28 protein-coding genes are annotated in these 25,792 nt (G+C 55.5%); 9 read left to right on the forward strand and 19 right to left on the reverse strand.

Translation table 11 applies throughout. From position 1 onward, the window contains the following. Positions 1 to 263 precede the first annotated feature (263 nt). Positions 264 to 2,585 carry a cation:dicarboxylate symporter family transporter gene (locus BP758_RS03065; RefSeq protein WP_292368591.1) on the forward strand — a complete coding sequence of 774 codons (2,322 nt, stop codon included), beginning with the start codon at positions 264 to 266 and terminating at the stop codon, positions 2,583 to 2,585. Between the two features lie 245 nt (positions 2,586 to 2,830). Next, positions 2,831 to 2,956, forward strand: coding sequence for a hypothetical protein (locus BP758_RS03070; RefSeq protein ID WP_292368593.1), 126 nt, complete (start codon positions 2,831 to 2,833; stop codon positions 2,954 to 2,956). Positions 2,957 to 3,079: 123 nt separating this feature from the next. Here the strand turns inward: BP758_RS03070 and fhcD are convergent, their stop codons facing one another. The 3 genes from fhcD to BP758_RS03085 all read right to left on the reverse strand — a co-directional run bounded on the left by fhcD (position 3,080) and on the right by BP758_RS03085 (position 5,637). Then, on the reverse strand, positions 3,080 to 3,970 hold the full coding sequence (gene fhcD, locus BP758_RS03075; protein WP_292368595.1) for a formylmethanofuran--tetrahydromethanopterin N-formyltransferase: 891 nt from the start codon (positions 3,968 to 3,970) through the stop codon (positions 3,080 to 3,082). An 8-nt stretch (positions 3,971 to 3,978) separates the two neighbouring features. Then, entirely contained in the window at positions 3,979 to 4,545 is a 567-nt protein-coding gene (locus BP758_RS03080) for a 5-formyltetrahydrofolate cyclo-ligase (protein ID WP_292368597.1), read from the reverse strand. Between the two features lie 168 nt (positions 4,546 to 4,713). Then, the gene (locus tag BP758_RS03085; RefSeq protein WP_292368599.1) at positions 4,714 to 5,637 is read right to left on the reverse strand and encodes a hypothetical protein; all 924 of its coding nucleotides are present in this window, start codon (positions 5,635 to 5,637) and stop codon (positions 4,714 to 4,716) included. 111 nt (positions 5,638 to 5,748) lie between these two features. Between BP758_RS03085 and BP758_RS03090 the strand changes: the two genes are divergently transcribed. Beyond that, positions 5,749 to 6,183 (forward strand): hypothetical protein, encoded by a 435-nt coding sequence (locus BP758_RS03090; protein ID WP_292368601.1) that lies wholly within the window; start codon positions 5,749 to 5,751, stop codon positions 6,181 to 6,183. 259 nt (positions 6,184 to 6,442) lie between these two features. On the opposite strand, the gene BP758_RS03095 is transcribed toward BP758_RS03090, so the two are convergent. From BP758_RS03095 to BP758_RS03115, 5 genes are all read right to left on the reverse strand, one after another. After that, a complete protein-coding gene (locus BP758_RS03095) occupies positions 6,443 to 6,652 on the reverse strand; it encodes a hypothetical protein (RefSeq protein WP_292368603.1) in 210 nt (69 codons plus the stop codon). A 252-nt stretch (positions 6,653 to 6,904) separates the two neighbouring features. Beyond that, a complete protein-coding gene (locus tag BP758_RS03100) occupies positions 6,905 to 7,336 on the reverse strand; it encodes a YkgJ family cysteine cluster protein (RefSeq protein WP_292368604.1) in 432 nt (143 codons plus the stop codon). A gap of 251 nt (positions 7,337 to 7,587) precedes the next feature. Further along, positions 7,588 to 8,685: a hypothetical protein gene (locus tag BP758_RS03105; protein ID WP_292368606.1), complete on the reverse strand. Its 1,098-nt coding sequence runs from the start codon at positions 8,683 to 8,685 to the stop codon at positions 7,588 to 7,590. Positions 8,686 to 8,790: 105 nt separating this feature from the next. Next, entirely contained in the window at positions 8,791 to 9,555 is a 765-nt protein-coding gene (locus tag BP758_RS03110) for a hypothetical protein (protein ID WP_292368608.1), read from the reverse strand. Between the two features lie 136 nt (positions 9,556 to 9,691). Then, positions 9,692 to 10,369 carry an FKBP-type peptidyl-prolyl cis-trans isomerase gene (locus BP758_RS03115; protein ID WP_292368610.1) on the reverse strand — a complete coding sequence of 226 codons (678 nt, stop codon included), beginning with the start codon at positions 10,367 to 10,369 and terminating at the stop codon, positions 9,692 to 9,694. A 56-nt stretch (positions 10,370 to 10,425) separates the two neighbouring features. Between BP758_RS03115 and cyaB the strand changes: the two genes are divergently transcribed. Next, the gene (cyaB, locus tag BP758_RS03120; RefSeq protein WP_292368612.1) at positions 10,426 to 10,953 is read left to right on the forward strand and encodes a class IV adenylate cyclase; all 528 of its coding nucleotides are present in this window, start codon (positions 10,426 to 10,428) and stop codon (positions 10,951 to 10,953) included. On the opposite strand, the gene BP758_RS03125 is transcribed toward cyaB, so the two are convergent. From BP758_RS03125 to BP758_RS03155, 7 genes are all read right to left on the reverse strand, one after another. Then, positions 10,943 to 11,584, reverse strand: a complete 642-nt coding sequence (locus BP758_RS03125) for a metallophosphoesterase family protein (RefSeq protein ID WP_292368614.1) — start codon at positions 11,582 to 11,584, stop codon at positions 10,943 to 10,945. The two genes, cyaB and BP758_RS03125, sit on opposite strands and share 11 nt — an antisense overlap. A gap of 22 nt (positions 11,585 to 11,606) precedes the next feature. Further along, entirely contained in the window at positions 11,607 to 12,701 is a 1,095-nt protein-coding gene (locus tag BP758_RS03130; protein ID WP_292368616.1) for a TIGR04013 family B12-binding domain/radical SAM domain-containing protein, read from the reverse strand. Between the two features lie 23 nt (positions 12,702 to 12,724). Further along, entirely contained in the window at positions 12,725 to 13,126 is a 402-nt protein-coding gene (locus BP758_RS03135; RefSeq protein ID WP_292368618.1) for a hypothetical protein, read from the reverse strand. Positions 13,127 to 13,198: 72 nt separating this feature from the next. Beyond that, positions 13,199 to 13,741 (reverse strand): pyruvoyl-dependent arginine decarboxylase, encoded by a 543-nt coding sequence (locus BP758_RS03140; protein ID WP_292368620.1) that lies wholly within the window; start codon positions 13,739 to 13,741, stop codon positions 13,199 to 13,201. A 237-nt stretch (positions 13,742 to 13,978) separates the two neighbouring features. Further along, entirely contained in the window at positions 13,979 to 15,178 is a 1,200-nt protein-coding gene (locus tag BP758_RS03145) for an ABC transporter permease (RefSeq protein ID WP_292368622.1), read from the reverse strand. Continuing rightward, positions 15,175 to 15,846, reverse strand: coding sequence for an ABC transporter ATP-binding protein (locus BP758_RS03150; protein WP_292368624.1), 672 nt, complete (start codon positions 15,844 to 15,846; stop codon positions 15,175 to 15,177). The genes BP758_RS03145 and BP758_RS03150 overlap by 4 nt, the downstream gene beginning before the upstream one ends. A gap of 13 nt (positions 15,847 to 15,859) precedes the next feature. Further along, positions 15,860 to 16,948: a COG1361 S-layer family protein gene (locus tag BP758_RS03155; protein ID WP_292368626.1), complete on the reverse strand. Its 1,089-nt coding sequence runs from the start codon at positions 16,946 to 16,948 to the stop codon at positions 15,860 to 15,862. A 327-nt stretch (positions 16,949 to 17,275) separates the two neighbouring features. Here BP758_RS03155 and nudC point away from each other — a divergent pair, with 327 nt between their 5' ends. Further along, complete coding sequence (gene nudC / locus BP758_RS03160; RefSeq protein ID WP_292368628.1) at positions 17,276 to 18,148, forward strand: NAD(+) diphosphatase; 873 nt, start codon at positions 17,276 to 17,278, stop codon at positions 18,146 to 18,148. Between the two features lie 242 nt (positions 18,149 to 18,390). Here nudC and BP758_RS03165 read toward each other — a convergent pair whose 3' ends face one another. Continuing rightward, entirely contained in the window at positions 18,391 to 18,558 is a 168-nt protein-coding gene (locus BP758_RS03165; protein WP_292368629.1) for a hypothetical protein, read from the reverse strand. Positions 18,559 to 18,721: 163 nt separating this feature from the next. After that, positions 18,722 to 19,396 carry a DUF2115 domain-containing protein gene (locus tag BP758_RS03170; protein ID WP_292368631.1) on the reverse strand — a complete coding sequence of 225 codons (675 nt, stop codon included), beginning with the start codon at positions 19,394 to 19,396 and terminating at the stop codon, positions 18,722 to 18,724. 143 nt (positions 19,397 to 19,539) lie between these two features. On the opposite strand from BP758_RS03170, the gene BP758_RS03175 reads away from it, so the two are divergent. The 3 genes from BP758_RS03175 to ilvN are packed head-to-tail and all read left to right on the forward strand — an operon-like array spanning position 19,540 to position 23,209. Next, complete coding sequence (locus tag BP758_RS03175) at positions 19,540 to 21,030, forward strand: 2-isopropylmalate synthase (RefSeq protein ID WP_292368633.1); 1,491 nt, start codon at positions 19,540 to 19,542, stop codon at positions 21,028 to 21,030. After that, on the forward strand, positions 21,027 to 22,706 hold the full coding sequence (gene ilvB / locus BP758_RS03180; protein ID WP_292368635.1) for a biosynthetic-type acetolactate synthase large subunit: 1,680 nt from the start codon (positions 21,027 to 21,029) through the stop codon (positions 22,704 to 22,706). The genes BP758_RS03175 and ilvB overlap by 4 nt, the downstream gene beginning before the upstream one ends. After that, on the forward strand, positions 22,703 to 23,209 hold the full coding sequence (gene ilvN / locus BP758_RS03185; protein WP_292368637.1) for an acetolactate synthase small subunit: 507 nt from the start codon (positions 22,703 to 22,705) through the stop codon (positions 23,207 to 23,209). Before ilvB ends, ilvN begins: the two co-directional genes overlap by 4 nt. Before the next feature lie 90 nt (positions 23,210 to 23,299). Here the strand turns inward: ilvN and BP758_RS03190 are convergent, their stop codons facing one another. Together BP758_RS03190 and BP758_RS03195 are read right to left on the reverse strand one after the other, a co-directional pair. Further along, positions 23,300 to 23,881 carry an HdeD family acid-resistance protein gene (locus tag BP758_RS03190; protein WP_292368639.1) on the reverse strand — a complete coding sequence of 194 codons (582 nt, stop codon included), beginning with the start codon at positions 23,879 to 23,881 and terminating at the stop codon, positions 23,300 to 23,302. Positions 23,882 to 23,986: 105 nt separating this feature from the next. Further along, positions 23,987 to 24,937 (reverse strand): aldolase, encoded by a 951-nt coding sequence (locus BP758_RS03195; protein ID WP_292368641.1) that lies wholly within the window; start codon positions 24,935 to 24,937, stop codon positions 23,987 to 23,989. A 136-nt stretch (positions 24,938 to 25,073) separates the two neighbouring features. Here BP758_RS03195 and BP758_RS03200 point away from each other — a divergent pair, with 136 nt between their 5' ends. Further along, positions 25,074 to 25,787 carry a hypothetical protein gene (locus BP758_RS03200; RefSeq protein WP_292368643.1) on the forward strand — a complete coding sequence of 238 codons (714 nt, stop codon included), beginning with the start codon at positions 25,074 to 25,076 and terminating at the stop codon, positions 25,785 to 25,787. Positions 25,788 to 25,792 lie beyond the last annotated feature (5 nt).

The following is a 25,792-nucleotide window of genomic DNA, read 5'->3' on the forward strand; positions in this document are numbered from 1 at the left end:
AGTCAAGCCACATGAATCTCTCCCCGGGTTATGACCCGGCGACCTGGTACCGGGATTATTCAGGCTCCCGGGGACAAACCGGCAACGGTTAAATAATGTCGGAGGTAATAATCGGATATTGCCCGACGCCCGGTTTCCGGCAGGTGCCGGATCGTGCCCGCGTATCGGGACCCGGCGCTCTTTATGGCGTTTGCAGTCGCGGGGATCAAAACGGTACGGATCGATCGTGTGCCTGTGGCCCCGGAAAAGAAAGAGAGATCACCATGAGATGGCCCCGCCTGAACCTGACAAGCTGGATACTGGCGGGATTCCTCCTCGGGATCCTTGCCGGCGTCTTCTTTGGCGACCTCGCCTCGGCCATGAAACCGGCCGGCGAAGCTTTCATCAAGATCTGGCAGATCACGATCCTGCCCTCTGTCGCCCTCTCCCTTATTGTCGGTATCGGGAGCCTGAAGCGGGACACGGCAAAACAGATCGCGGTCAAAGCCTGCCTGATCATCCTGCTCTTCTGGGTGATCTGTGTTGTGGGATATTTCTCGTTCCAGCTGGCATTCCCGCCCCGGATGGAGGCCTCGTTTTTCAGTACCCAGGACCTTGCCCCGAAAACCGATATCAACCTCATCGACCAGTTCATTCCTTCCAATCCCTTCCTGTCGCTGTCGGACGGGATCATCCCGGCAACCGTGCTCTTCTGCCTCTTTTTGGGGTTTGCCCTGCTGCTAGATGACGGGAACGGGCCGATCCTCACCATCCTCCGGTCCCTGCTGCGGGCACTCGACCGCATGACGCATATCATTGCAAAGACCTTTCCGCTCGGCATCTTTGTCATCACGGCCGTGATGGCCGGGACCCTGACGTTTGAAGGGTTCCTCGATCTCCAGGTATTCCTCATCACCCTTGCCTGCGCCGCCATTCTCCTCGGCCTCGTTGTCATGCCGCTCCTCGTCACCTGTTTTACCCGGTTTTCTTACCGGGAAGTCCTTACCTCCGCCTCGCGGGCCATGCTCCTTGCCTTCTCGACCGGTACAGAGTTTATCACGCTCCCGCTCATCACGGACGGGGTGGAGAAACTCTTCCAGGGCCGGGCCTGCATGCCCGATACCGACACCGGGAACGGGACCGTCCCTGCAGGCAACTCGGGATGCGGGACGAGCGGGCAGCAGGCAGGCCCGGCACACCTTCCCGGGCAGACCGGTGAAAAAGAAGAGGGCATGGCACGGGGAGATGTCCGGTCGTTAAGCGAGGTTTTAGTGCCTGTTGCCTATACCTTCCCGCTCCTTGGCGGGCTCGTCCCCTTCCTCTTTATCCTCTTTGTTGCATGGATGTACCAGGACCCGCTGAGCGCTATCGAACAGCTCAAACTCATCGTTGTCGGGATCCCCAGTTTCTTTGGCTCCTCAAAGATCACGGTGATATCGCTTCTTGCCTTAATGCATCTCCCGGCCGATGCATACAACCTGTATATCAGCTCGGGAATCCTCCGGCAGGCATTCGTTGCCCCCTTGAGTGTCATCTCGATCTTCTCGTTCTCCGCTATCACCATCGCCATTACCAGGAACCAGTTTCATTTCCGGTGGAAGCGTGCGGTTCTGTCGCTTGTCTGTGTTGTCGTGCTCGGGGCCCTTATGATTGCCGGACTGCACCTGGGCTTTACCCAGATGCTCGCCGGTACCTATCACGGAGGCGACCAGATCTCCCGGATCGAGCTGCCCCCGGATTCGGCCGGGAACCGTCTGGACCATGTCGTGAATACGACCGTGTACCTCCACAAGGAGGATGTCCCGCCCGTTACGCCCCCGGCCCCGGGCGAAAGAGATGAGATCCGTCAGATCCGGGAGCGGGGAGTACTCCGTGTCGGGTACAACAGCAACAATGTCCCGTTCGCCTTTTTTAACAGCAAAGGAGAACTGGTGGGCTACGATGTGGAGATGGCCTATGACCTGGCCCGGACCTTCAATGTCTCGCGGATCGAGTTTGTCCCCATCACGGGAACCACCCTTGCCCGGTCGCTCGACAGCGGGTACTGCGATATCGTGATGTCGGCGGTCGTGGTCAATTCAGACCGGCTCGATCAGATGAAATTTACCGACCCGACCGCCACCGTCCACCTGGCATTTGTTGTACCGGACGAGAAGAAGAATGCGTTTGTGCAGCTGGATTCCGTGAAAAAGATGGACGGGCTGCGGGTCGCCGTGTACAACAATACGGCGCTTGTTCCCGTTGCCCGCCAGCTGCTCCCGAACGCAACAATCGTCCCGATCGATACAAAGGAAGAGTATTTCGAAGGAAAGAAGGCGGATGCGTTCCTGATTCCTGCCGAGGAAGGATATACCCTGACCCTCCAGTACCCGTTCTACGATGTGGCCATCATCCAGCCTTACGATTCCTACCGGATGATGTATGCATACCCGGTGGCAAAGAACAGCAGCGAATCCTATCTCCTCGCCCTCAACTACTGGGTCCGGATGGAAAAAGACTACGGGATGCTCGATAAAAAATACGATTACTGGGTGCTTGGCGAAGTCCCGGGAGCAACGGAACCACGCTGGTCCGTTATCAGGAACGGGCTGCACTGGGTAGCGTAAATCGTGTCTGCTTTCCTGCAGATGATCCCGTGGATAAAATCACCGCTAATCCTGTTCCACGGTTACGGGAAATCGTGATGAGGGGGATGAATTTGCAGGGCATGCCTTCCGGTACAGGAAAACGGTTGTTTTTGGTGGGGCAGATCTCCCGGTATTTACTGCAATAAAAATTTCACTTACCGATGGTTCAATATTGGTTTTTGTGAGATTTTTAAAAGGGAATATTTTAACGGGGGTGATTGTGCATGGAAGAATGGATTTATTGGGCAATGATTGTTGCCGGAGTTGTGGTGGCAGGATTACTGATTGCCTGGTCATGTGGAGCATTTGCGCCCGCTGCGGTCGCTGTGCTGCCGGTTTTCACTCTTTGATACCTGTCGGGTATCACCGGTTGCCTGATGCCGGTATTCAGGTCCGGATTATTCCTTCCAGGGGAGGGAATTTTCCCGGATTACAGGATGTGAGGAATTTTTACCGGGGGATATATTAAAAAATTACCGGAACAAGTCGTGCAGCCTGATCCGGGTCTGCCCGAGTTTCCCGTCAAAGTTCGAGGCCCCGATGTACCGGACCTTCCCGGTCGCCGCCGCAGCCCCTATCCCTTCGCGCATTGCACCGGCAACGGATGCCTCGTCAAAGCCATTGATCACGATCTCGTATACCGCCTCCATGCCGTCCGGTACAAGCGAGTCGGGTATTTTTCCTTTCAGCGCCGGGCACCAGCGGTGGTTCGTGCTCGCCGGCATCGGGAACCGGTAATTTTTGCAGCCGACTTTCGAGCCGCTCCCGACAATGCCGCCGGCAAAACTCATGCACACGTTTTTTGTACCGGCAATTTTTTGTGCCGCGGCTTTTGCACCGGCAAGCGCATCTGCCCGGTCCGCTGACATGACAAGGAAGTTCCCGCCGGCAATTCCTTTCACGAGCCCGAAGCGCTCCTCGCCCGTATACCAGCCCTCCATCACCGGGATCTTCCAGCACGGCCGGCCGCCCACAACGCACCGCTCCTCGTAATGGTCGCCAAAATAGTGCATCCGGGTATAATACCGGTCCTTTGTTTCGGGCAGTCCGTCAAATGCAGAAGCCGTGGGAGCCGGGAGGATGCACTGGCTGATCCGGGCTGCGACCTCTGCCTTCATCGATTTTTTCTCGGTGCAGATCAGGATCGCGTACCCGGGCCGTCCGTCCGGGGTTTCCGCCGGGGAAAGCGGGCGCTCGATCCCGGCCTCGCAGGGACAATAGATCTTCGATGTTGCAAACCCCGTTGCCTCGGTTGCGGCAGCAAGGGCCCACTTCGGGGTGTCCGCGGTCACGAGCACCCGCGAAATCCAGACGGGGAACGCTTCGGCAAACGTGTCAAGGATAACGGCACCGTTAATCTCCATAGCGGAATTTACCTCCCGTCGTACACGATCCCGTCTTCGGTAACGATGAGATCCATCTTTATGTCGTTCTCGTCCACCGGGAGCGTCTCCATCTCCTGGCAGCCGAATGCAACGCCGATCTTCGTAAGGTCCGGGTTTTTCTCAAGGAACCGGTCGTAATACCCGGCCCCATACCCGATCCGGCCCCCGGCCCGGTCAAAGCCGAGCATCGGGAGGATGATCACGTCAACGTCCTGGGGCTTTGCCGGAATCTCGTTCCCGATGGGCTCCGGCACGCCAAACGTGCTCGGGACGAGCGCCCCCATTTCGCGGAGGTACGAAAGCCGGAGGCTCACGTCCTCTTTCTGGATGATAGGGACGACCACGGGATTTTTCTGTTCGAACAGGGCTTCGATCAGCGGCCGGGTATTGACTTCCTTTTCTTTTGAGGTAAAGACCATCACAGTCTCCCCCTCGGCGATCAAAAGCATGAGGTGCCGGGCAATGTACCCGCTTTTGATTGCCCGCTCCTCCGGTGCCATTGCATCTTTTCGTGCCCGCAGGATGTCACGCACCCGGGCTTTCTCTTCGCTCATGGGTAGACAGTTCACCACAGGCGTATTTATGATTTGGGTCTGTACCGGACAAAAGAGACGCGCGTCCGGTTTGCTGCACGGGACTTTTGCCACACTAAGGGAAGGGGCCATCTGAATCCTCATGATTACACCCGGTGAAGTGCCAGAAAAAGGATACGCCCGTTCAGGTCAAATGACGAGGAACAAAAAGACCAGTACGTACAGGGAGATGGAGATGACGGGAATGATACGGAGCGACCAGTAATTGACCCGCTCGATCATCGCAGTGTTGCCCGACTCCGTGTACTTCAGGATAAGAATCCCGGAGAGGAGGACCATCACGAGCGTTGCATACGTGATGATCATAAAAAGATCCAGGAATGTCGCATAGGTGACAAGCGGCGTGTTGTCCGCAATGCGCCAGTGGATCAGTACCGCCGCAAGGAACATCGATGCGTTGAGGCCCAGGCGCGTTGCGGTCTTCATCAAGAGGGACGAGAGGGAGACGATGATGATGAGCAGGAGCGGGAGGAAGAACTTCAGGAGCGTCGAGGTACTGTCGCGGTCGATCCCATAGTTAAAGACTGCCCGGGAGTACGGCACTTCCCCTGCAATATACGACATATTGGAGATGGCTGCTCCTGCACCGCGGATCGTCCAGCCCGGCAGGTCCGCTTCAGCATCAAGGCCAGTATTTGCCGGATCGATGACCAGTGCCATCTCGCGCTCGTTTTTCAGTTTCGGCTCGATCCTTACGGAAAGGGTGTGGTTGTCAAAGGGATAACGACCGAGATCGGGTTCTGTGGTTAAAACCGCAGTAATACGATATTCCTTTTCATGGGGGGTATCCTGGATCGGAGTAACCGATGAGATGACACCGTTCATCAGCTCGAAATCGTCAAGAGTGACCGGAGTGTCTGAAGAGAGCGTGAGGTAGAAGTCAGCACCGACCGTGCCGGCATCCACGTCCACCCGGTTAAAATCGATCATGTACACGCCGATTTTTACGGTCTCGTTTGCCGGGGCCGGCAGTGCCAGTGCTGCAGATGCCAACAGCAGGAGCACGAGGAGGGCAAGAATCCCCCGGGAAAACCGCAGGCCGGACCGGTCCATCAGGTACTGATGGTGCCGGCATTATATTAACCCACCCGGTTTTTCCCGGGGATGCTGCCAGGAACCGGGGAACGCGGGTTTAATCGTTCTTCCCGCCCAACCTGACCGGGCATGAAACTGGTCCTTGTCGCAGGTCTCCTCATCGCAGGAATCCTTATAGCTGGCTGCACGTCCGGCGTACCGCAGGCAGAACAAAATACGGCATCTACGATCCCGGATCTCACCGGGACATGGACGGGATCGATGGCCAGTTACAGCGAGGCGGAGGGATATGTGTCATATCCTGCGGGCAGCATGAAAATGACCGTGGTAAACCAGAGCGGCCGGATCTTTAACGGGACGATGATCTTTACGACCGGGAACCAGACCCCGGAGATCTGCGCCTTTGCCGGTGCGATCGGGCGCGACGGCAAAACGATCACGATCGTCAATAAAAACGGAGGTTACGATACCGGCACGGTCGTCTCCGCTACCGAGATCGAGCTCGATTACGTGAACGATGGGACCCAGTACATCCTCTCTGTGAATACGCTCAGGAGATCCTGAATATCCCGTTCTGCTTTTTTCCCGGGGTCTTCACGGGAGGCCTTATAAAAAAGAATGGTTCTGGCCTCTCCACAGAGCGCATCACGTACTCCACGGGAGAACCAGCACGGACAAAAAAATGCTGTACCGGATATGATAATCGCAAAAAACCGGTTACCGGGAGGGAGACCCCAAAATGTGCGATGATGTTATGCCCGGGAATAAAAAAACGGGACTCGAGCACCGGATCATTCCCGCGGGGGACAATCCGGCTGACAGATTACTTTCTCATGGCGCTTTCAATCTGGTCGCCGATAAACGTCCCTGCCATGAAGATGATAATATATATCAGGATTTCAAGAATAATGCCGAGCGGTCCAAAATCCCCAAACGCAGCCCCGGTAGTACCGGGCGAAAGGAGGTACATGACAAGAACAAAGACAACCCCGGCTGCGATCCCGGCAATCGCCCCGTTTCGGAGGATGCCCATATAATCCTCTTTTCCCCGGTGAAAAAAACCAAAGGCCATACCAATGATGAGATCCAGCAGTTCGAAAATCACACGTATTACCTTTACGGATAGTGTAATGTCCCGGGGACTTAAAAGGTTCCCTTCCAAAAAAACCGGTGTTCCGGATCGTCTATCGCTTCGGGATTCTTCCTGTGTCAAAGATCCGGGCATGGGCACTGCCCCGACCATATCTCCGAGAATTTGAAAAAAAAACTCCGTTGGGGGAGGACTTCATTCACGGGTTACAAAATATCCTTTGGTGTGCGGCATTTCCCTGAGACCCTTACACTTGTTAAAGTAGGTCTCGCCCCAGATCCAGGGCTGGTAATTCCAGCACATCTCGGGCTTTACCAAGTGGATCCCGCAGATATACCGGTCCTTTGCGATCCTTTTTAGAAACGGGCAGACCGTGACAAAATCCCCGGTCTCGGGGTGGCGCATCTCGAAAAAAACAACGCTCCCCAGGTCTTCGGCCAGGAGATCGGTACATTTTACCGGCGGCTGGTTCTCCCGGAATGCAACAAACCACGAGAGGATATCGGTCCGGCCGTCCCGGATCCATGCATAGACATTTTCCGGTGTCGGTGCTATACCGGGGCCCAGGATCCGGCAGCAGAGCCCGCACTGCCGGCAGGGCTCGTCATCGGGGAGGGAATCTGCCATAGGTACTCATCTGCCGGCATCCGGGATAATACCTGCCGGCACAGCAGGAATGGATCAGGATACCCATAAGGTGGCTCAGACCTCCCTCACAGGGGACATGACCCATATTCCTGATCCTGAAGAGAAACCCGGGATTTTCCCCACTTCACCATGAGAGAATACCCCCACAGGTTATGAAACGTGCCCGGTCACCAGAATAATCTTTCATTACAGGATCGATAAAAAAAGGCAAACGGGGAATGTTCCCTGTATCAGGTAACCGACAGCCCGTTGGTAAGTACGCCAAAGGAGCCATCGGGATTGGTCACTTTAACATCCCAGGAACCGGAATAAACTGGTTGAGACACTTGTGCAGTAATCGTTGTACCGGATGTGCTGACCGGGGGATTGTAGACATAGATCGTATTATACCCGCTTTTTGAAAGCGAGACCACCAGGCCGGTTCCCGGCTGAACGGCTTTACTGGTGACAATGGTCAGGATTCCCGTCCATCCGGTCGATCCACCCACGGCCGTAGGTGAAGTTGTGACGCTGGTAATGGTAAACGAAGATCCTGCAACGGTAGTTGTCGTGGAAGTTGTCGAAGCTGCGGATGTGGATCCATGGACCGTGAAATAGGTCGAGTAGGTGACGGACTGTCCGTCAGGGTTCGTGATGACGACATCCCAGGTCCCGCTGGGGGTATTGGACGGGATGGCAAATGCACAGGTCATGTGAGATGAGGAGACAAGCACAACGCTTGTGGCATTGATGCTCGTGCCGGACTTTACCAGCTGGACACTTGCCCCGCTCTGGAAACCGCTGCCGACAAGATCGGTGATCGCGACCGTGGTGCCGGCATTTCCCTGATCCGGAATCATGTCCTTAAACAAGGGCTTGGGGGCAACGGTTGTTGCAGTGGTTCCTGCCGTTGTAGTGGTCGCTGCTGTTACCGATGAGGCCGTGGTGGCTGAAGCTGCCGCTGCACTCTTTATTGGTACTGCGGAGACCGTGACCGAAGTCACCTTGACCGGGTACATCTTCTCGAGCGCTGCCCGTCCGGTGGTCTGGGTCTCCGAGTTCATGCGGTAGCCCCAGCTGCCATCCGTGTTCTGGTACACGAATGCTCGGGTATAGGTATCGGCATCCGGATCGTAACCGGTAATAAGCCACGCGGTGCCGGAAGAGGCCGAGGCGCTTTTTACAATGTCGCCGGCAGAATAGAGGGCCGCTGCTGTCGTGGTTGTTACCGCAGGGGTTGCGGTTGTCGGAGTGTCTGTGGTGCCGGACGAACTCGAACAGCCGGCGCACAATATGCATACAATAAGAAGTATTCCTGGGATCAGCAAAAACTTCGCAGCATTTTTCATATACAACCATTGCCCGGCAGGATTATTAAAAAAACTGTTTTGGCCGGGAAAATATGATTTTGGAGGGTAAACCGGCAAGGTTTTTGGTGTTACCGCATTGACCGTTTATTCGTCATCGGTCTCTTCGCGGACAGTGAATTCGTTCTGGTATGTGAGGGACTGTCCGTCAGGATTCGTGATCACGATAGTCCACGGTCCAACAGCGGCAGTACCGGGGATATCGAATGTGGCTTCGATCTGGGAGTCCGAGTCAAAGGTTACACTTGATGCGGTGATGGTCGTAGAACCGGACTTGGTAAGTTTCACCGTTGGGGTCGCGACAAAGTTATACCCGGTAATCGTAGAAGTCACCGTCTCGTTAATATACCCTTCATCGGGATCCATGTCCTTAAAGGAGGGTTTGGGAGCGGTTGTTGTCGTTGCCGTGGTTGTAACCGTTGCGGTAGTCACCGATGTCCTGATAGTTGTTGCCGCAGAGGTAGTTGTCGGAGCCGCTGTTGGTACGGATGCAACGGTTACACGGGCAAGCTTTACCGTATACACCTTTTCCATGACCGAACGTTTCGTTGTCTCGGTATCTGCGTTGATCCGATACCCCCAGGTGCTGTCACTGTTCTTATAAATGAATGCCCGGGTATAGGAATCGGACGATGTATCATATCCGGTAATCAGCCATGCCGACGATACCGATGCCGAGCTGCCCACCACATCACCGGCCGAATATTCCGGTGTCGCAGTTGCCGCAGTCGTTGTCACGGCAGATGTCGTTGCAGCAGTGTTTTCCGTAGTACTTCCGGTACAGCCCATCAGGACCGCGCTGATAATTACCAGTCCCGCAAAGAAAATTGCAATTCTTTGTGAAATTTTCATGCAGTCGGGAGGAACGTTCGCTCATAAAAAATTGTTCAACCCGGACCGGATAATAATCCCGTCCCGGTAATAGAGATCCACATGCAGGTTCGGGAAATACTACGAGAAAATAAACGAAAAAAGATGGGATATTGACTTATGCGTCCTTCTTCTCCGGCTTCTTGAAGGTCTCGACAAGGGTGATTTCGTCAATGCCGTTGACCAGTTCAAAGCCTTCGTGAAGGATCCGGCCGCGCCAGAGGAGCCAGCGGCGGTCGTAGTTGATGCCGGGCGGGAGAGTGACGGTTGCTTTGCCGCCATCGAGGGTAACGTCCATATCTTTCCCTGCATAGAGCCGGATGAGCCCTTTGAGCTCGTCGAGCGGATCCGTTACGATATCCTCGACTTTGTAGTGGTAGGAAAGCGTCTGGCCGGCAAGCGGGGAGTTGAAATCCACGATCACGCGGGAACCGATCACATCGACAACCGTGCCTTCGCCCTGCTCTTCCACATTAATCCGCTGGCCCCTGACCGGTTTTTCCGTGAACTTGTTCTTTGCATAGGACTGGATCTTTTTGGGGTCGCGCTCGCCAAAGGCTTTTTCCGGGGGAACGGTAACGTCAGCCTCGGTGCCTGCATCCTTTCCCACAAGCTCCTCGTCAAGGCCGGTGATTACGTGCTTCTGGCCGACACAGACAATGATCGGACCGTAGATAGCCGCAGGGCTGTGAAGGTTTGCCTTCTTTGCGGTCTCTTCGTCTGTTGTGTCAAAAACCATGCCGCTCGTGCTGCCGGTATAGCTGAGCTTTACAAAATCTCCTTCTTTTATTGCCATAATCGTACCTGTCTATATTAAGTCACAACAGGGACAGATAAAAGTGTGGCACGACTATGCTTGAAATAGAACTGAAAGTGGAGGTTCCCTCGCTTGGACCGGTACGGGAGCGCCTCACAGAGAATGGTGCAGAATTTACCGGCAAAGACCATGAGCACGATATCTACTATAATGCCCCGCACCGGGATTTCGGTACCACGGACGAGGCGCTCAGGGTCCGCTATTACAGCGACCACACGCTCCTCACGTACAAGGGGAAGAAACTCAAAGAGTTCGGCCTCAAGGCCCGCGAGGAGCTGAATACCACCATAGAATCCGGGGAAATTTTCGAACAGATCCTTGCCCGGCTGGGATTTACCAAAACCGCGGAAGTGAATAAGTGGCGGGAGAATTATACCCTGGGCGACGCCGCGTTTGCCCTTGACACGGTCGAACACCTCGGCACCTTTGTCGAGATCGAGATCATGGCCGAAGAGAACGGTGACGGTGCGGAAGCAAAAATTTCAGCACTTGCAAAAGAGATGGGAATTAGTGGCGAGCCTATCCTCGCCTCATACCTTGAACTCGTCCTATCTAGACCGTGAGGAGTTCGATTTTTATGTCCTTTGCCTCGGTACCGAAATGGAGCATGGCACAGTAGCCGTCCATTGCCGGGCCGGGGTTGACAATCTTTGTCCCGCCGACCTCTTTTACCCCGCGCTGTTCGTGAATGTGAGCGCAGCAGATGAGGTCGAAGTCGCTGATGTGGCGGGCAAGGCTCTGGCTGCCGACATGCTCGCCGTTTGCGACATCAAGTGTGTCGTACGGCGGGGCATGGCAGAGGAGAACGTTGTGCACGGTCTTTTCCATCTTGGCCATGGCACCGGTAAGCAGGTCATCGATCTGCTTGTCGGTCAGTTCAAACGGTGTATTGAACGGGGTCGGGTTTGAGCCACCGACACCGACAATGGTCATCTTCCCCAGGTTCATTGCAGAACCGTGGAGGTTGACCGCGTCTGAGTGTTCGAGCGTATCGAGGATCTCCTTTGGATCACAGTTGCCGGGTACCGCAAAACAGGGTACATCGATACGTGAAAACACGTCGTCAACAGTGTCCACAGGACCCATATTGGTGATATCGCCTGCAATAAATACAGCTTCCGGATTCAGTTCCAGAAATGAATCAATTTTGCCGAATTGACCATGGAGATCTGCTATCAAAAGCACATCTTTCATGGTATATTATTGCAGATGGCGGCTAAAAAAACCTTACCGAGGGATCGTTCCACGAACCTGTCAGTTTTCCTCCGAGGGCGAGTGCGCCGCAGGTTTTTTCGGTTGCAGCCATGAGCGAACGCGCATGCGTCCCGGCAAGCGGGGTGCCCGGGAGCGGGATGAACCGGTGGAGATGGACCGTCCCGGTCCGGGCAATGGTTTTCATGGCATCGACCGTCTGTTCCTGGTCTTCGTCCGTCTCGAACGGAAACCCGACGATAAAATCCACAACGGGCATGATCCCGGCATCGTGACAGCGTTCTGCAGCCTCTATCGCATCGGCAACCGTATGGCCCCGGTGCAGCCGTGAGAGGACGGCATCGCTCCCGGACTGGGCGCCGAAATGGAGTTTCGTGTTCGCGCAGTAGTCGGTGACGAGCGCAAGCGATTCGTCGCAGATAAACTCCGGGCGGACTTCGCTTGGGAATGTCCCGAAAAAGATCTCACGGTCGATGTGCATAAGGAGTTTTTTTACCTTGTCAAAGCGCGGGTGTATGCCATCGGAGCCATAGGCAAACGCATTGGGGGTGACAAAACGTGCCTGGGTATGCCGGTTTGCGTACCGGATAACGGCATCGATGGACCGGTGCCGCATGCAGCGGCCGAAAAGCTGCGGGGTCTGGCAGTACCCGCAGGCAAACGGGCAGCCCCGCGTAATCTCGATATAGCCTTTCATTTCGGCAAATGCAGGATAGGCGTCGAGCCGGACGCATGTCCGGGCCGGCTCGAACCAGTCACGGGTTGCAACTCCGGGGATATGCCCGGTATTGCCTGCGCTGATCTCGTCAAGCAGCCGGGGAAGCGTATACTCCCCCTCGCCCACAATAACGTAATCCGCGTATTCGGCAACCTCGCGGTAACAGGCCGATGCATGCGGACCGCCCACAACCGTAATTCCTTCCGCCTCTGTGATCTCGTCCCGGTAGCGGGATTCGTTTATTGAATTGAGGGAATAGCAGGTTACATCGCGGCCCGGGGATGATACCGGGCGCAGGCTCCAGCCGGCACGTTCGCATGCGGCTGAAAGCACGGCAAAGGAATTATGAGCTGCGGCAACCCTGCGCCAGTTCACCTGCATGGTAATTCTAAAAAAAGAGGAAGTTAGTGCTGGCGATAGGCACTGAGTTCATCTGCGACTTTGTAGGTCTGACCATTCATTTCAGTGACATATACAACTACCCGGTCGGGTTTGTTGGGGTCTTTTGTTCCCTGAAGCTTGACAGAGTCATCCTTGTTGGTTCCGATAGTTGCTTTCTCCACCTGGCCGTCAGAACGGTAGACCGTAACATCAATGGATTTTACTAGACCCTGCCCTCTTCCTCCGTTAAAGACTACGGGGATAGTCCCATCATATACCTTCTCCTGAACGGTTACGGTAACCGCATTATTGGCAGGTACTGCATCCGTTGGGCTCGTTGTAAGGGACGAGGATGACCCGGATGAAGATGTTGAATTTGTGCACCCGGCAACTGCAACAGCAAGGCAGACAAGAACAACTGCCATGAGAAAACCGATCGCTTTCATACCAGAAAATATGGGGTTGCCGTATTTGGCATTTGCGTTTTAAAAAAAAGATTAGAGAAATACTGCAACTGCAATAACCGTTGTCCACAGCCCGTTTTTGTCTCCCTGTGCGGACTGGCAGACATGTTTTGTCCGGATGATCTTGCCGCTTGCCTTATAGGTCTGCTCGCGTTCCTGCCATGCGGCATTTGCATCGAACTCGATACCGAGGGTTGTCGCAAGCATCGTTGCCGCGAGGTCTTCGGCATATTCCCCGGTCTTGTCCTGGGTTTCGCCGAACGCATGGTGTTCCGAGAGGTATCCGTACTCCTCCACATCTTTGGGGAGTGCGAGGCCCACTGCCGCAGAGACCAGGCGGTTTGGCTCGTTTGTCTCGTTTCTTGCCATCACACAGAACGTGATCCCGCCGGACTGGAGTTCGTTAAGGCCGCTCCGGGTCGGGATCTGTTTGCATTTCGGCGGGAAGATACTCGACACGTACACGAGGTTGCATTTTTCGATACCGGCCTTTCGTAACGCCAGTTCGAACGATGCAAGACGATCCTTATGGATACCCACCCCCTTGGTGAAAAAGAGCCTCGTTGGAACAAACATGATTTTTTTATGCAACCTGTTGCTTATTTTATTTTTTGGTAGAGACAGGTATCGTTTAGGCTCTTAAACCCAAGTCAGCCGGGAAAGACAACAATCCCCTGCCGCAGACTATAAAAAAATCCTCATTACCCGGAATTTTCACCATTCCGCGCACAAACAGTATAAAAAAAAGCGGAGTCCGGGGTTTTGGATCCGTTTTGTGGTTCCCGTTAAAACCAGATGCACGGCAATTATCCGTCATTCGTGACGGAGGGCATCGATCGGGTTGAGATTTGCTGCCTGCCATGCGGGGTACAGCCCGCAGAGGATACAGATAACGATCCCAAACCCGACGCCTTCGGCAACCGAGAGCATGCTCGCCACGGTAAACAGGTACTCGGTAGTTTTGAACATCAGGGAACTAATCGCGAATCCGGCAAGGAGACTGAGCAGCCCGCCAACGACACTCCCCACAACACCGATGATAGTTGCCTCATAGATGAACATGCTCATCACCTCTTTTTTCTGGGTGCCGATACTCCGCATGATCCCGATCTCTTTTATCCGCTCGTTAACAGACATCATCATGATATTGAAGATCGAGACCCCGGCAACAATCATCGAGATCCCGCCAATTGCGGTAACAAACGTTGTGACCATGCCAAACGTCTCGAATATGGATGCAAGGGTCGCCTTGCTGTCGATAACCGAGACGGTCTTGTCTTTTGTGTTCCGGTTAAGCTGCTTTTCGATCGTGGTCTTGACATCTGCCGTGTCGCCGTTTGTCACCTTGACAACGACCTCGTTTAACTCGTCGTCGGACCGGTCAAAGGCGTTCTCGAACCAGTCCTGGGTCACGACAAGGGCGCTGTCGGTACTGATATCGAAGCTCATGCCTCTTTCTTTGATGATCCCGGTGACCCGGAGCGTGCCATACTCGCCGTTCTGTCCGATCGAGATCCGGGAACCAACCTTGATGTTATGGTCTTTTGCAAAGGTCGTCCCGACCAGGCAGCCGGAGTTCCCGTTGCTGTAATCGCCGGCTTCGAGATCGGGGAGCAGCTTTTTCGTATCGTCCGTAGGCATTCCGTAAATCGGCGCAACGATGTCGTCGCTCCCCACGCCGACTTTCATGTGCGCGGATGTCGACATCACCGGGATAGCGGTATTCGGTGCCACGGACCGCTTTATCTGCTGGAAGTTCTGGTTGGTGAGGTACATGTTGTTTGAACTGCCGCCCCCGCCGAATCCGCCACCCCCGCCGGCGTACGGGGTCACGATCACGCTGTCCCCGACCGAGGAAAGGCTCGATGAAACCTCCTGCACGATCGTGTTACCCAGGATCCCCATCGAGGCAATGGCAACAACGCCGATGATGATCCCAAGCATTGCAAGGCTCGACCGGAGCATGTGGATCCGTATATTCCGCTTTGAGATCTCCCAGAATATCCCGGTCATTCTTCGATCCTCCCGTCAACGATCCGGATCGTCCGGTCGGTATATTCCGCAACGTGGGGATCGTGCGTGACAATGATGATAGTCGATCCCTTCCGGTTGAGTTCGGTCATGAGTTCCAGGATACTTGCCCCGGTTTTGGAGTCGAGGTTCCCGGTCGGCTCATCGCAGAGCAGGATATCGGGGTCGTTGATGAGCGCCCGGGCGATTGCCACACGCTGCTGCTGGCCGCCCGAGAGTTCGAGCGGCGTGTGGGTGTAGAGGTGCTCGTCCAGCTGGACGGCCCGGAGCACTTCGACTGCTTTTTTCTCATCGACCTGTTTCTGGCTTTTGAGCATCTGGGGGAAACTGACATTCTCGATGATGTTTAAGAGTGGGAAGAGGTTGAAGTACTGGAAGATGAACCCGATCCGGTCACGGCGCAGGTTGGTGAGCTCGGAGTCGCTCATGGAGCGAACGCCAATGCCGGAGATGAAAATATCCCCGTACGTGGGGGTGTCGAGGCAGCCCATGAGGTTCAAAAGCGTTGATTTGCCCGAGCCCGACGGCCCCATAATCGAGATGAACTCCCCGTGTTCCACTTCAAACGAGATGTGGTTTAAGGCCACAACATCGCCTGCCTTGAGCGGGTATATTTTTACTACATCGGAAAATTTGATGACCGGCTGCATGACCACAGATCTCTCACTGGTTTTTCCGCTTTCTTAGGTAGTAATATCCGCCGCATCCGAGTGCGATGAGGAGAACCACAATAATCACCGGGAGCAGATCCGACGAGTGGCCGGTATCCTTTGTCATTACCGCACCGGTAAGATCGACCGGCTGTTCGGAGACGATCACGTTCCCGTCCTTATCTTTATAGGAGACCTGGAGGGGCACGCTCTTTGTTCCATTGGGTGCCGCAAATGAAAGCTCGAAGCTGCCGAAGTCGTCCGGTTTTAATGCCCCGATTACATAAGTCCGGTAGGGATCGGTCGGTTCGGCAGGGGCACCCGAGGTTACCGTCACTCCGTTTGCTGCAAGGAGTCCGGCGTTCGTGATATCACCAGTGACATGATAGATCCCAAACGTATTCTTGACCTCCACATTGCTCATGATAGGATGTGCCTGCTGCTTGTCGGCAGTAAACAAAACAGGGATGGTCATACCAACGAAATGATGGTTGTCCCCGTTATCATAGTCCACCGTCACTTCTAGCGATGTCGGCGTGTCCGGGGTTACCGAGAAGTTTACCAGCCTGCTTGAAGCTGCCGTCAGGTTCCCGAGGTACATATCGGAGGGAGTGAGCGTCACATTCGCGCCCCTGACCGTAAAGAGTACGTTTTTCACATCGTTCTTGCGCGGATTTGCAATCTGGACGGAGACGGTATCTTTCTTTCCGAGACTGAATGCATCCGGCTTCTCCTGAACGGTGAGGATGAGCGGGGCATTGTCGATCTTGACCATACTCTGGTAATTCAGGTTGTCGGCGTCCCGGAAACTCAAGGAAAATGCCGGGTAGTAAGTACCGTCGTTTGCATTGGCCACCACAGAGAAGATATATTTCCGGCTCTGGAGTGGGCCGAGGGTTGAGGAGGATTCATAGGTCCCGCTTGCAAGCTTGAAATTGGAGTCTCCAAATGCCGCATGGTTAATCCCGACAGAGGTATTGGAATCCCCGTTGGTAACGGTGTAGATTACTGTCCCGGTATCCCCGGTAAAAAACGTGCCGGGATCATAGCTGACACCAGATATATAGACATTGCCGGCGGCCACGATAGATGCAGGACTCATCTCAGCATCGGCAGCACCGGCAAGAAGGGCAAGGCATACGAAAGCGATGCAAAAGACGGCCCGCCGGGGTAACACTCCGGTTAAGGAAGGTGATCGAAAAAACGAAGTATGGGGAGTCCCGCAGCCAGCCGGTCCGGCAGCACGGGCTCGTTTTATGGGGGAAATTTCGGGAAATTCCATGCGACATTCTCCGGGCATATCGATGTATACCCAATAATTGCTTCACCAGTTTTCAACAGATCCTGCATTAAACATTGTGGTCAAAAAAAATAACCGGGCCCTGCCGTTTCTTAAATATCCAAAAGGCAATACCTGTACAAGCCACCCATGAACGCATACGCCAATCCAGACAATTTCCCGCACAATGCAGCCTTTTCCGTGAAAGGACTGATCCGCCACTACCCGTTGCCACCCCGCATCCCGGAATCGCATACCCGCTGGGTCTATGTCTCCGGGAACAACGTGGCCGTCAGCGGCAACAAAAATCCCGGGATTTATTCATCATTAGCCCCTGCACCGGAGTTCCTGGCGGGCACTGCAACGGAGTACCTGGGGGAGAGGGGGGATATGGCGTATTATGCAGCAGAACTTCCCCTGGGCGTTCCCCTGCCGGACGATCGTACCCTTTCCGGGGTGCGCGAACTCTGGGGGTGTATCCCGGACGAGGATCTTGCGGTAGCGGCTTATGCCGTCAGAATGATCGATACCGCAAAAGCCAGCCGGTTCTGCGGCCGGTGCGGGACCCTGACTGAACCGGTACTTACCGAGCGGGCTTGGCAGTGCCCGGCCTGCAGGCGTATTTATTACCCGCGGATCTCTCCTGCTATTATCGTACTGATAAAAAACGGCGACAGGGTGCTGCTTGCCCGGTCCTCCCGGTTTCCGGAGGGGATGTACAGCGTTATTGCCGGGTTTGTCGAACCCGGCGAGACGCTCGAAGAGGCACTTTGCCGCGAAGTAAAGGAAGAAGTGGGAATTGCAGTCCGGAATATCCGGTACTTTGCCAGCGAACCCTGGCCATTTCCGGATTCTCTTATGATAGGGTTTACTGCGGATTATGCCGGCGGGGAGATCAGGATAGACAACAACGAGATCGCGGCTGCGGACTGGTTTAGCCGGGACAATCTCCCGCAATTGCCGGCAAAGATGAGTATTTCACGGGCCCTTATAGACCAGTGGATACACGGCAGATCCCCTTAATTGCATGCGATAGTTCTGCCAGAGTTCAGGTACGTGACGGATTTTTTTGGTAATTCACGTTTGCCGGGTAAAAATAAAAGAGAAACGATAAAATGGGGCCCCAAAAAATTATTTCTTCTTGGGGGCTACCTTCTTTACGGCGGGTTTCTTTGCTGGGGCCTTCTTTGCGGCCGGTTTCTTTGCTGCAACCATCTTCATCACACCTCCCACCGGAAAGGGTTATAATTTTGATTATTCTATCATTAGATAAATATTTTGGTCGAAATGGATATTTGGCGCATAGAATCGCTATAAACAGCAGGTTTGTCCAGCGGAAAACCAGAGGCTCCGGAATAGGGGGCTGTTTTGAGCCAATCTGGAGCGAAATGCGCAATCATGTAATTCTTGCCCGGATTTGGAAAAAACGTCATAATTATGCTGCATTATAGCTGTCGCCACCGGACAAAAAGGAGGTATACAAAATGCATCATGCAGAGGATCCTAAGCCCAGATGGGAGTCGCGCATACCGGTTTTTCGACGACAACAAGAATTTCTTTGGAATAATCTTGCGGGTTGTCACCCATGATATCCGGTTACCCGTTGAAGTTGTGATACCGGTAGCAGTTATCGATGAACTCCTGTTTCTTGTGTTCGCTCCCGTCCACCGGGGGATGCAGGTACCCGACCTCCGGAGTCTGGAGCGCCGGGCAGAACGGGCAGAGGGCGGCATCCACGTCCCCGGCCTTCTCCCGGACCGGGCAGTAATAAACGCCGTCAATCTCCTGGACCCGGTCGCCGCCGGGGAAGCGCATCCCGACCGGGTGGCCCGGCTCCTGCCGGACGATCATGGCAAAGCCCGCAAGTAAGAATTTCAGGAACCGGAGCCGGAGGTCGCCCGGGCCCGGCCGGCACTGCGCTGCCACCATCTCCCAGTAGGCCTGCTCGTGTTCCATCACCGGTGCTGTGAGCGTGCGGAAACTTCCCTGCTGCTCCATGAGCCGGATCGTCTGGTAGGTTCCGAGCAGATGGGCGGTGATCGCTTCTTCGAGCTCTTTACGATATTCCGGGGCAAGGTCCCGCACCGATCTCCCGAAGTTCTGCTCCATCTGTCGGATGTCACTGGGGGTGTACTGCAGTACGATTTTTGCAAGCGCAGCCCCCAGTTCGCCCCGGGTCTTCTGGGATTTCAGGGTCGAGCAGTCTGCCTGTATCACTGCCGCAATCTCGCCCGGCGTTCCCGGGTTTTTGGTAAAGATATTCCAGCCCATGTTTTGCCTGCACCGGCCCGCTTTTTTCTTTCCGGGAATATACCTGCTCGAAGATGTAAAATATTCCGGTACAGGACTTACCTTATCCTAACGTTTTTATATTCTCCATCCTTACTCATGTAGCATGGTGTCTACTACCATGAGTGAGTGTTTTATTAGCCAGCAAACTGCGCTTTTTTGATACCACGTTACGGGACGGGGAACAGACCCCGGGTGTATCGTTAAACCCGAATGAAAAGTTAGAGATTGCAACCAGGCTTGCAGCCATAGGTGTCGATGTTGTCGAAGCCGGCTCGGCTGCGGCATCGACCGGCGAACAGGACGCGATCCGGCTTATCTCAAATGCCGGCCTGCCGGTAGAGACCTGCACCTTTGTACGGGCGGTCAAGTCCGATATCGACTATGCGGCCGATAACGGTGCGGACTCCGTCCACCTCGTGATCCCGGTCAGCGACCTCCATATCGAAAAGAAGATGCGCAAGACCCGGGAGCAGGTCCAGGAGATGGCCTGGTCGTCGGTAGAGTATGCAAAGAGCCGGGGGCTCATTGTCGAGCTCTCGGGGGAAGACGCATCACGGGCCGACCAGGCCTTTCTTGCCGAAGTGTATGCCGGCGGGGTGGAACGCGGGGCCGACCGGCTCTGCTTCTGCGACACGGTAGGCGTGCTCACGCCCGAGAAGTGTGCGGCATATATCCCGCCGCTCGCGAAGATCGCCCCGCTCTCCATCCACTGCCACGACGATCTCGGCTTTGCGCTCGCAAACACGGTCGCGGCCATAAAGGCCGGTGCCTCCTGCGCCCATGTCACGGTGAACGGCCTTGGCGAGCGGGCGGGAAACACCCCGTTTGAGGAGCTTGTGATGGCGTTAGAAGTACTCTACGGGTACGACACGGGGATCAAAAAGGAGGGGATCTATTCCCTCTCGACCCTTGTCTCGCGCCTCACCGGCATCCCTTTACCGGTCAACAAGGCCGTTGTGGGGGAGATGGCATTCACCCACGAGAGCGGGATCCACGCCCACGGAGTGATCCGGGAACCGGCAACGTACGAGTCCATCCGGCCCGAGCAGATCGGGAGGAAACGGCGGATCGTGCTCGGGAAGCACTCCGGTTCTGCCTCGGTCGAGGCGGCGCTCCACGAGATGAAGTACGCCCCGAACGAGCAGCAGCTCAAGGCGATCGTATCAAGGATCAAGGATCTCGGGGACTCCGGGAAACGGGTGAGCGACGCCGACCTCATGGCAGTAGCCGATGCTGTCATGGCCATGGAGTGCAAGCCGGTGATCCGGCTCAAGCAGTTCACGGTCGTATCTGGGAACAGCATGATCCCGACCGCCTCGGTCACGCTCGAAGTCCGGGGTAAGGAAACAACCGGTGCAGCTACCGGGGACGGCCCGGTCGACGCCGCCATGCAGGTGCTTGCAAGATCGGTTGCCGATGCCGCAAACATACGGCTCGAAGAGTACCATGTCGATGCAATCAGCGGCGGCACGGACGCGCTTGTCGAAGTGACCGTAAGATTAAGTAAAGACGGGAAGATAATTACTTCACGCGGCGCCAGAACGGATATCATTATGGCGAGCGTTGAAGCCATGATAGCCGGTATGAACCGGCTTTTAGAGGACAGACCATGAAAACCGGGGCAAAACTCCTCATCGAATCACTGCAGCGCGAGGGTGTCGATACCATATTCGGCTACCCTGGCGGCTCGGTGCTGCCGATCTATGATGAACTCTACGATTCACCATTGCGGCATATCCTGGTACGGCACGAGCAGGCAGCTGCACATGCCGCAGACGGGTATGCCCGCGCGAGCGGCCGGGTAGGAGTATGCCTTGCGACCTCGGGGCCGGGTGCCTGTAACCTGGTCACCGGGATCGCCACGGCCTACATGGACTCGGTCCCGATCGTTGCCCTTACCGGGCAGGTCCCGACCACGATGCTCGGGAACGACGCCTTCCAGGAGTCGGATATCCAGGGCATCACGATGCCGGTAACAAAGCACAACTATCTCGTGAAGGATACAACAGATATCCCCCGCGTGGTAAAAGAGGCGTTCTATATCGCCGGCACGGGACGGCAGGGACCGGTGCTCATCGATCTTCCAAAGGATGTCAACACCCGTTCGGTCAAGGAACCGGTTGTGCCGGAAAAAGTGGTGCTCCGGGGCTACAACCCGACCTACAAGGGAAACAAGCGCCAGGTCGACAAGGCGCTTGCGCTGATCGCCGAGGCCGAACGCCCGCTCATCTACGCGGGCGGCGGGGTGATCTCGGCAAATGCATCGCCGGAGCTTATCGGGTTTGCCACGAAACTGGGCATCCCGGTCACGACCACCCTCATGGGTATCGGCTGCATTCCCTGCGACCACCCCCTAAATCTCGGGATGCTCGGCATGCACGGCACCGAGTACGCGAACTTCGCGGTCACCGAGTGCGATCTCTTGATCGCAATAGGGGCCCGGTTCGATGACCGGGTCACGGGGAACATCAGCACCTTTGCGCCGCATGCAAAGGTGATCCACATCGATATCGACCCGGCCGAGATCGGGAAGAACAAGCGCGTGGACGTTCCAATAGTCGGTGACGTAAAGTCCGTCCTCGCCGACATGCTTTCAAGCCTCAAAAAGGCCGGGGCCTGCGAGGCATGGAACAAGAAGATCAGGTACTGGAAACAGCACCATCCGCTCCGTGCAGCAAAGGAAGACGGGTGCCTCCACCCTCAGTATGTCCTCGCAAAGATGAGCGAGATCCTCAAAGGCGATGCGGTGATCGTCTCCGAAGTGGGCCAGAACCAGATGTGGACCGCCCAGCACTTCTGCTTCCGCCATCCCCGGACCTGGATCACCTCGGGCGGCCTTGGCACGATGGGCTATGGTTTCCCGGCAGCGATCGGGGCGCACTTTGCCCGGCCCGATCTCCCGGTCTTCGATGTGGCCGGCGACGGGAGCATCCAGATGAACATCCAGGAGATGGGCACCGTTGCGCAGTACAATATCCCGGTAAAGATCGCGATCTTAAACAACCAGTACCTCGGCATGGTGCGCCAGTGGCAGGAGCTCTTCTACGACCGGCGCTACTCCTACACCGAGCTCCCGCCGGTGGAGTTCGTGAAGATCGCGCAGGCGTACGGTATCGAAGGGATAAAAGTAGAGTCCTGCGAGGAGGTCGGGCCGGCAATCAAAGCCTCGCTCGAACACGACGGGCCGTTCGTGCTCGACTTCAGGATCGAGCGCGAGGAGAACGTGTTTCCCATGGTGCCGGCCGGGGCTGCCATCAGCGAGATGATCGGGGGGCATCCGCGATCATGAAGCCGCACACGCTTTCCGTGCTTGTAGAGAACAAGGCTGGTGTCCTCTCACGGGTCACCGGCCTCTTCTCCCGGCGCGGGTTTAACATCGACAGCCTTGCGGTCGGTCCCTGTGAGGAGCCGGACATGAGCCGGATCACGATCGTTGCCATTGGCGACGATGCACAGATCGAGCAGATCATGAAGCAGCTCAACAAGCTCATCGATGTGATCAAGGTCTCGGACATCACCGAGAACGAGCGGGTCGAGCGCGAACTCGTGATGTTCAAGGTGACCGCCGACCAGGGCGAGACCCGGGCGGAGATCATGCAGATAGCAACGATCTTCCGGGCCCAGATCGTGGACGTGGGTGCAAAGTCGGTCATCCTCCAGGTTGTCGGGGACTCGGACAAGATCGATGCCATGGAGAAGCTGCTCCGCCAGTTCGGAATAAAAGAGCTGATCCGGACCGGGAGGATCGCGATTCTCCGCGGCACAAAGACCGTGGCAAGCAGCAAGGAATAACTCTTTTTTACCTCGCTTTCATTTCAGATCCCGACGCGGATCTCCAGACCGTCAGCCAATCGTAAAATAAAAAAGAAAAGTTCTGCGGGTTTATGCAGCTGCAGGCTTTGCCTTCTGTGCCACAAACGACGTGATGATTGCAGCAAGCCCGAGAACGATAGCAAAGATACCGGCAACGAACGGAAGGAGGGCTGCCGAGATCAGGGGGAAGACCAGAAGCAGGATCCCGAAGATGAAACTGAGGATCCCAAGAACCCCGTTTGCTGCATCTTTTGCGGTAAATGCCTGGTACAGGTGTACTGCTCCCGTGACACAGGCCCAGAACCCTACAAAGATGACCAGGAACGAGAGCAAAAAGAACGTGCTGTAGAGCGGGTACGCGAGGATAACGATACCTGCAATTATGCTTAAGACTGCAAGCAGGATCTTCCAGCCCATGTTTGTTTTGTCTACCGCGAGACTCACCAAGGAAAAGATACCGCCGACCAGCCAGTACGCGCCAAGGAACGTGATGAATACCAGGGTGGTAATTCCCGGGGATACCAGGAACATGATCCCGATAAGCAGGGCAAGGAGCCCCCAGATGAGAATGACCCACCAGGGATAGAGCCCGGCCATGTTAAAGCCACATACACTTCCACACGGTTCAGAAGGAGCAGTTGTTTCAGCCATACCATACCTCTTGAAGTATATCTGAACTCTGATGCGGGGATATTTTAACGCTTGCTTTTTTGGTGAGGTCCCGGGTTACCTTTAAGCCCCGGGTATCGCGATCGATCAACTGACGGAAAGGCCCAGGACCGTCCTGATGGCTTTCTGGGTATCTTCGGGCGTTCCCGTGGTATTGACCAGATAACACGGGAGCCGGTCGAGCAGGTCGTGTATGTGCCGCTTCCTTATGGTCTCCTTTCGTGCATCTTTTACCAGGAGATGCGGGTTAAAGTAACCGTTTTGTGTAAACAGGGAGAAGGCCTCGTCTTTGTCCAGCGGCCGGACGATCCGGGTATCGGCAGGATCGCGCTTGAGGACAATAATTGCCGCAAGCGTAGTGAGCGGGAGCATCCGGCCCTTCCCGATTACCCACCGGATATCGGCAACAGCCCGCCCGTCGGCATCGTACTCTTCTGCGGCAACAAGTCCTGCGTATTCCTTCCAGACCGCCGAGAGATCCTGCCGAATATAGAAGTTCTTCTCCGAACCATAGGCAAGGATCTCGGGACCGAAGACCCGGGTAAAGAACCAGTCGTCCGAGATGATCCGTGCCCGGGGATCGCGGAGCATGCCGTAGGTCTGGGTTGTTTTTCCCGCACCCGATGTCCCTACCACGCAGATCCCCCTGCCGCCGATATCCACACAGGCGCCGTGGACCGAACCGATCCCGTGTTCGTCTTCGAGAATGTCGCCGCAGAGGCCAAGCGCAATCGATTTGACCCAGCCGTAATACGAGACATTGAAGAGGAAGACGGTCTTTGTGTACGGGTCGAAGAGCACGGTATTTTCCGGGAAGGTTTCATGTGAGAAGACATAGAGCCGGCCGTGCGACCGGATGTCCGGGGTTATGGCGGAAAAGTTCTCCTGCCAGGTCTCGCAAAGGGTATGATTGTCCGTGAGCAGTTTGATGCAGCAGCCGAAAATACCGGACTTAATTTCATAGCGGATCCGCGGTGCGCAGCCGGTGGCCAGTTCCTCTTTTTTCTCCGGTGAGATCAGGGTAACGGTATAGGGCATGGCAGCACTCTGGTAAATACTGGTATCAGATACACTTTTCCGGCCCGGGACAGGAAGGTTTCGGTTCTTTACTAAAAAGTAACCGGACGGACTATTAAAAAGCCCTTTTACGCGAAGAACGCCCACACGTATTTCCATGACTGGCAGATTTGGTTTGTTCATGGGAATTCTCCTCATCCTTTTCATCACCGCAGTACCGGTACTTGCTGCGGAACCTGCTGCGGGAAGTACGACAGTTCCGGACGAGATCGTTGCCCCGGGTTCACCGGTATCGTTTGTTGTCCCGGTACCCGGGAATGCAACGCAGGTGCAGGAATGGACGCTTACCTGTTACAAGGTCACCGGGGTCATGTCCGTGCCCGCAAGCTGCGGTGCCGAAGTTGTCGTAAAGAACATAACCGCGAATCCTCTGGTCCTGAATAATCTCCCCTCCGCAGAACAGGGAACCTATACCGTGATCGCCGCCTTCCCCGGCCCGGACGGGACATTCGGGATCGGGTACGACAGGCCCTCGCGTACGCTCTATTATGCAGCGAACCGTACCGTGATCGCGAACTGGAGCCAAAAGAACCCCTCCGATAAGGAAGAGGCAGCCGTGATTACAAAAGCGCTCGCGAGCCCCGGGATTGATAATCCTTCGGTGTCGAAAAGCTACACGGTCGCGGCTCAGGCAAACGCAGAAACCACCACTGCATCCGCTGCGATCTCTCATGCCCTGACGCAGGGGACCGGTGTTTCAGGGACAACCGCAGCACCGGCACAGACAACAACGGCGCCGGGATTCGAGGGGGCACTTGCCCTTGCCGGACTTGCCGCTGCCGCCCTTGTCCTGTGCGGGACACGGCGCTGATCCTT

Source organism: Methanoregula sp. UBA64, assembly GCF_002502735.1.
In the GTDB taxonomy this organism is placed as follows: Archaea; Halobacteriota; Methanomicrobia; order Methanomicrobiales; family Methanospirillaceae; genus Methanoregula.